Origin of the sequence: Parablautia muri (assembly GCF_009917485.1) — a bacterium.
Classification (GTDB): Bacteria; Bacillota; Clostridia; order Lachnospirales; family Lachnospiraceae; genus Suilimivivens; species Suilimivivens muri.
The window spans coordinates 17,665-26,798 of record NZ_QZDT01000027.1 but is presented as its reverse complement, the minus strand read 5'-3'; the positions used below and the strand labels follow the sequence as shown (position 1 = coordinate 26,798).

The window sequence follows — 9,134 nt, the reverse complement described above, 5'->3', positions numbered from 1 at the left end:
GCCATAGGGCGTTCTCATCAAAACCCCTTACACTAGTATGGCCCGACAGAGGCCCGCTGTAGAAACAAATGGAGGTAAAGAAATGAAGAAAGGTATTTTAGCTACAAAAGTCGGAATGACTCAAATCTTCGGCGAGGATGGAACTTTGATTCCTGTAACTGTTCTTTCGGCAGGTCCTTGCGTGGTAACCCAGGTCAAGACAGTGGAAAATGACGGTTACAGCGCAGTACAGGTTGGCTACGTTGACAAGAAAGAGAGAATTACCAACAAGGATAAGAGCGGAAAGAAAGAAGTTATCCACAGACATGGCGTTGGCAAAGCTATGAAAGGACATTTTGACAAGGCGGGTGTGCCCTGCAAGAGATATGTCAGAGAGTTCAAGTTTGACAATGCTGAGGAATATACCCTTGGAAGCGAAATCAAGGTTGATGTATTCGCAGCAGGCGATATGATCGATGCGTCCGCTGTTTCCAAAGGAAAAGGATTCCAGGGCGCAATCAAGAGACATGGACAGCACAGGGGCCCTATGACCCATGGTTCTAAGTTCCACCGCCATCAGGGTTCTAACGGCGCTTGTTCTTCGCCCAGCCGTGTATTTAAGGGCAAAAAGATGCCTGGCCACATGGGATGCGTAAAGGTTACCGTGCAGAATCTTGAAGTAGTCAGAGTAGATGCTGAAAAGAATCTTCTTTTGATTAAAGGCTCCGTACCCGGACCTAAGAAAGCCTTGGTTACAATCAAAGAAGCCGTAAAGATGGCTTAAGCCGATAGATGAAAGGAGGACCATTCAAATGGCAAATGTAGCTGTTTATAATATGGAAGGCAAGGAAGTTGGCACACTTGAATTAAACGATGCCGTATTTGGCGTTCAGATCAATGAACATCTGGTACACATGGCAGTTGTGCAGCAACTTGCCAATAACCGTCAGGGAACACAGAAAGCAAAAACGCGTTCTGAGGTTTCCGGAGGCGGCAGAAAGCCCTGGCGGCAGAAAGGAACTGGCCATGCAAGGCAGGGTTCAACAAGATCGCCCCAGTGGAAGGGCGGCGGTGTTGTATTTGCACCCGTTCCGAGAGATTATTCCTTTAAATTAAACAAGAAGGAAAAAAGAGCAGCGCTTAAGAGTGCGCTTACGAGTAGAGTACAGGGTGGTAAGCTGATTGTTGTAGATGAGCTTAAATTAGACGAGATTAAAACAAAGAAGTTTAAGGCGGTTATGGATAACCTGAAGGTAGCTAAGGCCTTGGTTGTGTTATCTGAAAATGACGAAAAAGTTATTTTGTCCGCAAGGAATATTCCTGCTGTTAAGACAACACAGGTGAATACAATCAATGTTTACGATATCCTGAAAGGCGACACACTGGTTCTGACTAAGGATGCAGTGGCCAAAATTGAGGAGGTGTATGCATAATGGCAGCAATTCAATATTATGACGTAATCCTTAAACCGGTTATCACCGAAAAAAGTATGGCTGGTATGAGTGAAAAGAAATATACTTTTTTTGTTCATCCCGAAGCAAACAAGAGCATGATCAAAGAAGCTGTTGAAAAAATGTTTGAGGGAACAAAGGTTGCCAAGGTAAATACCATCAATATGGATGGAAAGGTCAAAAGACGCGGTATGACATTCGGCAGAACCGCAAAGACCAAAAAGGCAATCGTATGGCTGACAGAGGACAGCAAAGAAATCGAAATTTTCACCGGCCTATAAAATACGGCCAAGAGATGTTCTAAACTGCCAAAGAACGGCAGTTAAGAACAACTAAGACTTGGCCGAAGAAAAGCTAAGATGCGAAAGGACCGCATCTGAGCATTTCTAAAGTTTCGTTGTGTGCTTGACTGCCAAAGAACGGCAGTTAAGAACAACTAAGGCTTGGTCGAAAGAAAAACTATGCACAGGAAAAGTGCGATATGAAATGAGAATTGAAAGGAGAAAAAGTCATGGGAATTAAGACATATAACCCATATACACCTTCCAGAAGAAATATGACTGGCTCCGATTTCGCTGAAATCACTAAGACAACACCTGAGAAATCACTTGTTGTTTCTTTAAAGAAAAATTCCGGTCGTAACAATCAGGGTAAAATCACGGTAAGGCATCGCGGAGGCGGCGCAAAGAGAAAATATAGAATTATAGATTTCAAGAGAAATAAGGACGGTATTCCGGCAACGGTAGTTGGAATCGAATATGATCCTAACAGGTCGGCAAATATTGCTTTGGTTTCCTATATAGACGGAGAAAAGAGCTACATCCTTGCTCCCGAAGGATTGAAAGACGGCATGAAGGTTATGAACGGACCTGAGGCGGAAGTAAGAATCGGCAACTGCCTTCCTTTAGCGGCTATTCCGGTTGGTACCCAGGTACACAACGTTGAATTATATCCCGGAAAGGGCGGCCAGCTGGTTCGCTCTGCAGGAAACAGCGCCCAACTTATGGCAAAAGAAGGAAAATATGCAACCCTTCGTCTTCCCTCCGGTGAAATGAGAATGGTTCCTATTGTCTGCAGGGCAACGGTTGGCGTTGTAGGAAATGGAGACCACAGCCTGATCAAGGTTGGTAAGGCAGGACGCAAACGCCATATGGGTATCCGCCCTACAGTTCGCGGTTCTGTTATGAACCCCAATGATCATCCTCATGGTGGCGGTGAAGGTAAGACTGGTATCGGACGTCCGGGTCCCAGCACACCTTGGGGCAAGCCAGCTCTTGGTCTTAAGACGCGTAAGAAGAAAAAAGCTTCTAACAAGTTGATCGTAAGAAGAAGAGACGGCAAGGCCATCAAATAATGAAGGAGGAGAGAAGAAAATGGCTAGATCACTGAAAAAAGGACCTTTTGCAGATGCAAGTCTGCTTAAAAAAGTAGATGCAATGAATGCAGCAGGACAAAAGCAGGTTATCAAGACCTGGTCCCGTCGTTCTACAATCTTCCCCTCTTTTGTGGGGCATACATTTGCAGTACACGATGGAAGAAAACATGTGCCTGTATATGTAACAGAGGATATGGTCGGACATAAACTCGGCGAGTTTGTTGCCACCAGAACCTACAGAGGACACGGAAAAGACGAAAAGAAGTCTAAAGTAAGATAGGAGGTTTTATCATGGCAAAAGGACATAGATCCCAAATTAAAAGAGAGAGAAATGCGCAGAAAGACACAAGACCCTCCGCTAAGTTATCTTACGCAAGAGTGTCTGTTCAGAAAGCTTGTTTCGTTTTAGATGCCATCAGAGGCAAAGATGTGGAGACTGCCCTGGGTATTTTAACCTATAATCCCAGGTATGCTTCCAGCATTATCAAGAAATTATTAGAGTCAGCTCGTGCAAATGCTGAGTATTTGTACAGCCAGGATCCTACAAAGTATCCGAATCCGGAGCACCTTTATATCGCGGAATGTTATGCAAATAAAGGACCTACGATGAAAAGAATCAAACCGCGTGCACAGGGCAGGGCTTACAGAATCGAAAAGAGAATGAGCCATATCACCCTTGTGCTGGATGCGAGATAATATGGCAAAGAGCCAGCGAAACGCTAGCTAAAAGCGTTGCGGAAAGAGGCTTGCAGGGCAGGCCAGATAAGAAAGGAGTAAACTAATTTTATGGGACAGAAAGTTAATCCTCACGGCCTCAGAGTCGGTATTATTAAGGATTGGGATTCTAAGTGGTATGCAGAAGCAGATTTTTCTGATTTCCTGGTAGAAGATTACGATATCAGAAAATTCCTTAAAAAGAAATTATACAGTGCCGGAGTTTCCAGAATTGAAATCGAGAGAGCTTCTGACAGAGTGAAAGTAATTATCTATACGGCAAAGCCCGGCGTGGTAATCGGTAAGGGTGGCGCTGAAATCGAAGTAACCAAAAAAGAACTTTGCAAAATGACCGGAAAAAGGGTATTAGTAGATATTAAGGAGATTAAGAGACCTGACAAGGATGCACAGCTGGTTGCTGAAAATATTGCGCAACAGTTAGAGAATCGTATTTCCTTCAGACGTGCTATGAAATCCTGTATGGGAAGAACCATGAAGGCAGGAGCGCTGGGTATTAAGACTTCCGTATCCGGACGCTTAGGCGGTGCAGATATGGCCCGCACGGAGTTTTACAGCGAAGGTACAATTCCGCTTCAGACATTGCGTGCCGATATTGATTACGGTTTCGCAGAAGCTGATACCACCTACGGCAAGGTAGGGGTTAAGGTATGGATTTACAAGGGTGAGGTACTTCCTACCAAGAAGAATGAAGAAAAGCAGGAAGGGAGCGATAAATAATGTTAATGCCAAAAAGAGTTAAACGTCGTAAACAGTTCCGTGGCAGCATGAGAGGAAAAGCGACCCGCGGCAACACAATCACTTACGGTGAATACGGTATTGTTGCATTAGAGCCATGCTGGATCAAGTCAAACCAGATTGAAGCTGCCCGTATCGCCATGACCCGTTACATTAAGCGTGGTGGTAAGGTTTGGATCAAGATTTTCCCTGACAAGCCAGTAACAGCAAAACCCGCAGAAACACGTATGGGTTCCGGTAAAGGTACCCTGGAATACTGGGTGGCAGTTGTGAAGCCGGGCCGTGTTATGTTTGAGATCGCAGGAGTTACCGAGGAAATCGCAAGAGAAGCGCTGCGCCTTGCAACTTATAAGCTTCCTTGCAAATGTAAGATTGTTTCTAAGGCAGACTTGGAAGGTGGTGCATTGAATGAAGACTAACAAGTATGTAGAAGAATTACAGGCAAAAACAGCTGCAGCCTTAAGCGAAGAATTGGTGGCAGCTAAGAAAGAGCTTTTTAATTTGAGATTCCAGAATGCAACAAACCAGCTGGACAATACAGCAAGAATCAAGGAAGTAAGAAGAAATATTGCAAGGATCCAGACCGTTATAACCCAGAAGAAGAAAGAGGCGTAAGGTCTGCCAAAGGAGCCGGAATAGAATCTGCGTTGCAGGAATGTCAAAGAAAGGAGACGAAAAGTCGTGGAAAGAAATTTAAGAAAGACACGTACCGGTAAAGTGGTTAGTGATAAAATGAATAAGACAATTGTTGTTGCAATTGAAGAACATGTAAAACATCCGCTTTATAAAAAGGTCGTTAAAAGCACCTATAAGCTGAAAGCGCATGACGAAAATAACGAATGCAAGATCGGCGATACCGTTAAAGTGATGGAAACAAGACCTTTATCCAAGGATAAAAGATGGAGACTTGTGGAGATTGTAGAGAAAGCTAAATAAATTTAGCTTCAGCTAAATAAATTAGCAGCATGCCAGAGGTTTTGGCGGGTATTAATTCAATAAGACGACATGCGCAGCATGTTGGCGTTTGATTGGAAGGAGAAATAGCATGATTCAACAGGAAAGCAGACTGAAAGTCGCTGACAATACAGGTGCAAAAGAAATCCTTTGCATCAGAGTTATGGGTGGATCCACAAGAAGATATGGAAATATCGGCGATATCATTGTTGCTACGGTTAAAGATGCAACACCAGGAGGCGTTGTAAAGAAGGGTGATGTTGTAAAAGCCGTAATCGTCCGCACTGTGAAAGGCGCGCGCCGTAAAGACGGTTCTTATATCAGATTTGATGAAAATGCTGCTGTTATCATTAAAGATGATAAGACTCCCAGAGGAACACGTATTTTTGGGCCGGTAGCAAGAGAGCTTCGTGAGAAACAGTTTATGAAAATTGTTTCTTTGGCTCCGGAAGTATTATAGGAGGTATGCAGCATGGCAACTTTAAAAATTAAAAAGGGCGATACCGTTAAGGTAATGGCCGGTAAAGATAAAGGAACAGAGGGAAAAGTAATTTCCGTTGACGCCAAAAAGCATAAAGTGATAGTAGAAGGCGTAGGTATGGTTACCAAGCACACGAAGCCTTCAGCAGCGAACCAGAACGGCGGAATTATTCAAAAGGAAGCGCCCATTGATATATCAAACGTAATGTATGTTCACAAGGGCCGTCCAACAAGAGTTGGGTTTAAGTTTGAAAATGGCAAAAAAGTACGTTTTGCAAAGTCAACAGGTGATACGATTGATTAATTCTGGGAAAGGAGAACTGTAAGCGTGAACAGACTTAAAACTATTTATAGTGAAGAGATCGTAGATGCTATGATCAAAAAGTTCGGATATAAAAACATTATGGAAGTGCCGAAGCTTGACAAGATTGTTGTAAACATGGGCGTTGGCGAAGCAAAAGAAAATGCGAAGATTTTGGAATCCGCAGCCAGAGATCTTGAGATTATCACAGGCCAGAAGCCTATCCTTACCAAGGCAAAGAAGTCTATCGCTAACTTCAAGATCAGAGAAGGTATGCCGATTGGCTGTAAAGTAACTCTGCGTGGGGAAAAGATGTATGACTTCCTGGACCGATTGGTCAACTTGGCATTGCCTCGTGTCCGCGACTTCAGGGGCGTAAATCCTAACGCTTTTGATGGAAGAGGAAATTATTCATTGGGTATCAAAGAGCAGCTTATCTTCCCTGAAATCGAGTATGATAAAGTGGATAAGGTAAGAGGAATGGATGTTATCTTTGTGACAACAGCAAAGACCGATGAAGAAGCACGTGAATTATTAAGATTGTTTAATATGCCATTTGCTAAGTAAAAGGAGGAAAATTCATGGCTAAAACATCAATGAAGATTAAGCAGCAGCGTAAACCGAAATTCTCTACAAGAGCATATACCCGCTGCAAGGTTTGTGGACGTCCCCATGCAGTCCTTAGAAAATACGGAATCTGTAGGATTTGTTTCCGCGAATTAGCTTACAAGGGGCAGATCCCCGGCGTAAAGAAAGCCAGCTGGTAAAAACGCATCGCTAAGCGATGCTATAGAAATTTGCAAGCAAATTTCCCAATGTTAATAGATTTGCGATTGAGGAAGAAAGCAAATTTTCCATTTGACGAAGGGAGTGGCTTACAGGGTAAACTTTGTGATAAGCTGATTTAGTGGATAGAGATAAAGGATATTGCATTGAATTTATATAGGAGGAAGTAAAATGACAATGAGTGATCCTATTGCAGATATGCTTACAAGAATCCGTAATGCAAATACTGCAAAACATGATACGGTAGATATTCCATCTTCCAAAATGAAGCTGGCAATTGCTGATATTCTTCTGGAAGAAGGCTATATTAAGAAATATGATTTGATTGATGAAGGCAGCTTTAAGACAATCCGCATTACCTTAAAGTATGGCGTAGACAGAAACGACAGAATCATCAGTGGATTAAAGAGAATTTCCAAGCCAGGCCTTCGTATTTACGCCGGCAAGGATGAACTTCCAAGAGTTCTCGGTGGCCTGGGCATTGCAATTATTTCTACCAATCAGGGCGTTATTACTGATAAAAAGGCAAGAGAGCTGCAGGTAGGCGGAGAGGTGCTGGCTTACGTTTGGTAATACAATACTGGACGATGGGCAGGTTGGGAAGAACCTGTGGTTCTTCCGGTAAAATAGATATAGGAATAGAATAGGAGGTACGGGCATGTCACGTATAGGAAGAATGCCAATCGCAATCCCGGCAGGCGTTACTGTGGAGATTGCAGAAAATAACAAAGTGACGGTAAAGGGTCCGAAAGGAACACTGGAAAGAGTGCTTCCTGAGGAAATGGAAATCAAGGTTGAGGGAGCGGAAGTTACTGTTTCAAGGCCCAATGATTTGAAGAAAATGAAATCCCTTCACGGCCTTACAAGAACACTGATCCACAACATGGTTGTGGGCGTTACGGATGGCTTTGAGAAGAAGCTTGAAGTGAACGGTGTTGGTTACAGGGCAGCAAAATCCGGTAATAAATTAACCTTATCTTTGGGATATTCCCATCCGGTTGAGATGATTGACCCCGAGGGCATTGAGACAGTGCTTGAAGGACAGAACGTTATCATCGTTAAGGGGATTGATAAAGAAAAAGTTGGCCAGTTTGCAGCTGAGATCAGGGATAAGAGAAGACCTGAACCCTATAAGGGCAAGGGTATCAAGTATGCGAATGAAGTGATCAGACGTAAAGTTGGTAAGACTGGTAAGAAATAGATAAGGAGAGTGTAAAGATGGTTAGTAAGAAGTCAAGACAAGAAGTTCGTGAGAAAAAGCACATGAAAGTGCGTAACCACATCAGCGGTACAGCCGAAAGACCCCGTCTTGCTGTATTTAGAAGCAATAATCATATGTATGCTCAAATTATTGACGACACAGTTGGAAATACTTTAGTTGCAGCTTCTACTGTTGAAAAGGAAGTAAAAGGTGAGCTGGAAAAGACCAATAACGTTGATGCGGCAGCATATTTGGGAAAGGTTATTGCTGGTAGAGCACTTGAAAAAGGTATTGACACCGTAGTTTTTGACAGAGGCGGATATATATACCATGGTAAGGTTGCAGCATTAGCTGATGGAGCCAGAGAAGCTGGCTTGAAATTCTAGGAAGGGAGAAGCTTAACATGAGACGTACAATCATCGATGTCAGCGGCATGGAATTAACAGAAAAAGTAGTTTCCATCAAGCGTGTAACCAAAGTTGTTAAGGGCGGCCGTAACATGCGTTTTACAGCATTGGTAGTAGTTGGGGACATGAATGGCCATGTAGGCGCCGGCCTTGGTAAAGCAACAGAAATCCCTGAAGCAATCCGTAAGGGTAAGGAGGATGCCATCAAACATTTGGTTTCCGTTGCAATAGATGAAAAGAAAAGTATTACACATGATTTCACAGGAAAATTCGGATCTGCTTCCGTTCTCTTAAAGAGGGCTCCGGAAGGTACAGGTATTATTGCCGGCGGTCCTGCGCGTGTGGTTTGTGAGCTTGCAGGTATCAAGAATATCCGTACCAAATCTTTGGGTTCTAATAATAAGCAGAACGTTGTGCTTGCAACAATCGAAGGCTTAAAGGCACTTAAGACGCCTGAGGAAGTAGCGAGAAAACGCGGAAAATCTGTGGAAGAAATTATGGCATAGGAGGGAACGGAAAATGGCAGAACAGAAAATGTTAAAGATTACTTTAGTGAAATCTCCTATCGGAGCAGTTCCCAAGCACAGAGCTACTGTTACATCCATGGGACTTAGAAAACTGAATAAGTCAATTGTGTTGCCGGACAACGCATCTACAAGAGGACAGATTCAGCAGATCAGGCATTTAATTAAAGTCGAAGAAGTTTAATTTTAGATAAGGAGGTGTCACA

General features: G+C 43.3%; 19 protein-coding genes. All 19 read left to right on the top strand.

Annotation, left to right across the window (positions count from 1 at the left end; translation table 11 throughout):
- Positions 1 to 82 precede the first annotated feature (82 nt).
- The 19 genes from rplC to rpmD all read left to right on the top strand — a co-directional run bounded on the left by rplC (position 83) and on the right by rpmD (position 9,112).
- Entirely contained in the window at positions 83 to 763 is a 681-nt protein-coding gene (gene rplC, locus D5281_RS15460) for a 50S ribosomal protein L3 (protein WP_160561007.1), read from the top strand.
- A 28-nt stretch (positions 764 to 791) separates the two neighbouring features.
- The gene (rplD, locus tag D5281_RS15455) at positions 792 to 1,412 is read left to right on the top strand and encodes a 50S ribosomal protein L4 (RefSeq protein ID WP_160561006.1); all 621 of its coding nucleotides are present in this window, start codon (positions 792 to 794) and stop codon (positions 1,410 to 1,412) included.
- Entirely contained in the window at positions 1,412 to 1,711 is a 300-nt protein-coding gene (gene rplW, locus D5281_RS15450) for a 50S ribosomal protein L23 (protein WP_120465915.1), read from the top strand. The genes rplD and rplW overlap by 1 nt, the downstream gene beginning before the upstream one ends.
- A gap of 230 nt (positions 1,712 to 1,941) precedes the next feature.
- Positions 1,942 to 2,784 carry a 50S ribosomal protein L2 gene (gene rplB / locus D5281_RS15445; protein ID WP_160561005.1) on the top strand — a complete coding sequence of 281 codons (843 nt, stop codon included), beginning with the start codon at positions 1,942 to 1,944 and terminating at the stop codon, positions 2,782 to 2,784.
- A 19-nt stretch (positions 2,785 to 2,803) separates the two neighbouring features.
- The gene (rpsS, locus tag D5281_RS15440) at positions 2,804 to 3,085 is read left to right on the top strand and encodes a 30S ribosomal protein S19 (protein WP_022350138.1); all 282 of its coding nucleotides are present in this window, start codon (positions 2,804 to 2,806) and stop codon (positions 3,083 to 3,085) included.
- 11 nt (positions 3,086 to 3,096) lie between these two features.
- The gene (rplV, locus tag D5281_RS15435) at positions 3,097 to 3,501 is read left to right on the top strand and encodes a 50S ribosomal protein L22 (protein ID WP_160561004.1); all 405 of its coding nucleotides are present in this window, start codon (positions 3,097 to 3,099) and stop codon (positions 3,499 to 3,501) included.
- 90 nt (positions 3,502 to 3,591) lie between these two features.
- Positions 3,592 to 4,257: a 30S ribosomal protein S3 gene (rpsC, locus tag D5281_RS15430; RefSeq protein ID WP_160561003.1), complete on the top strand. Its 666-nt coding sequence runs from the start codon at positions 3,592 to 3,594 to the stop codon at positions 4,255 to 4,257.
- Positions 4,257 to 4,694 (top strand): 50S ribosomal protein L16, encoded by a 438-nt coding sequence (rplP, locus tag D5281_RS15425; protein WP_120465907.1) that lies wholly within the window; start codon positions 4,257 to 4,259, stop codon positions 4,692 to 4,694. The genes rpsC and rplP overlap by 1 nt, the downstream gene beginning before the upstream one ends.
- Complete coding sequence (gene rpmC / locus D5281_RS15420) at positions 4,684 to 4,890, top strand: 50S ribosomal protein L29 (RefSeq protein WP_160561002.1); 207 nt, start codon at positions 4,684 to 4,686, stop codon at positions 4,888 to 4,890. Before rplP ends, rpmC begins: the two co-directional genes overlap by 11 nt.
- Before the next feature lie 66 nt (positions 4,891 to 4,956).
- Positions 4,957 to 5,211 (top strand): 30S ribosomal protein S17, encoded by a 255-nt coding sequence (gene rpsQ, locus D5281_RS15415; protein ID WP_334296619.1) that lies wholly within the window; start codon positions 4,957 to 4,959, stop codon positions 5,209 to 5,211.
- 109 nt (positions 5,212 to 5,320) lie between these two features.
- Positions 5,321 to 5,689, top strand: a complete 369-nt coding sequence (gene rplN / locus D5281_RS15410) for a 50S ribosomal protein L14 (RefSeq protein ID WP_120465901.1) — start codon at positions 5,321 to 5,323, stop codon at positions 5,687 to 5,689.
- 12 nt (positions 5,690 to 5,701) lie between these two features.
- Positions 5,702 to 6,013, top strand: coding sequence for a 50S ribosomal protein L24 (rplX, locus tag D5281_RS15405; RefSeq protein ID WP_160561001.1), 312 nt, complete (start codon positions 5,702 to 5,704; stop codon positions 6,011 to 6,013).
- A gap of 24 nt (positions 6,014 to 6,037) precedes the next feature.
- Positions 6,038 to 6,577 carry a 50S ribosomal protein L5 gene (gene rplE, locus D5281_RS15400; RefSeq protein ID WP_330585064.1) on the top strand — a complete coding sequence of 180 codons (540 nt, stop codon included), beginning with the start codon at positions 6,038 to 6,040 and terminating at the stop codon, positions 6,575 to 6,577.
- Between the two features lie 14 nt (positions 6,578 to 6,591).
- Positions 6,592 to 6,777 carry a type Z 30S ribosomal protein S14 gene (locus D5281_RS15395; RefSeq protein ID WP_160561000.1) on the top strand — a complete coding sequence of 62 codons (186 nt, stop codon included), beginning with the start codon at positions 6,592 to 6,594 and terminating at the stop codon, positions 6,775 to 6,777.
- A gap of 190 nt (positions 6,778 to 6,967) precedes the next feature.
- Positions 6,968 to 7,369 (top strand): 30S ribosomal protein S8, encoded by a 402-nt coding sequence (gene rpsH, locus D5281_RS15390; protein ID WP_160560999.1) that lies wholly within the window; start codon positions 6,968 to 6,970, stop codon positions 7,367 to 7,369.
- An 85-nt stretch (positions 7,370 to 7,454) separates the two neighbouring features.
- Positions 7,455 to 7,997, top strand: a complete 543-nt coding sequence (rplF, locus tag D5281_RS15385) for a 50S ribosomal protein L6 (RefSeq protein ID WP_160560998.1) — start codon at positions 7,455 to 7,457, stop codon at positions 7,995 to 7,997.
- Positions 7,998 to 8,014: 17 nt separating this feature from the next.
- The gene (gene rplR / locus D5281_RS15380) at positions 8,015 to 8,383 is read left to right on the top strand and encodes a 50S ribosomal protein L18 (protein ID WP_160560997.1); all 369 of its coding nucleotides are present in this window, start codon (positions 8,015 to 8,017) and stop codon (positions 8,381 to 8,383) included.
- 17 nt (positions 8,384 to 8,400) lie between these two features.
- Entirely contained in the window at positions 8,401 to 8,910 is a 510-nt protein-coding gene (rpsE, locus tag D5281_RS15375; protein ID WP_160560996.1) for a 30S ribosomal protein S5, read from the top strand.
- Positions 8,911 to 8,923: 13 nt separating this feature from the next.
- Positions 8,924 to 9,112, top strand: coding sequence for a 50S ribosomal protein L30 (rpmD, locus tag D5281_RS15370; RefSeq protein ID WP_160560995.1), 189 nt, complete (start codon positions 8,924 to 8,926; stop codon positions 9,110 to 9,112).
- Positions 9,113 to 9,134 lie beyond the last annotated feature (22 nt).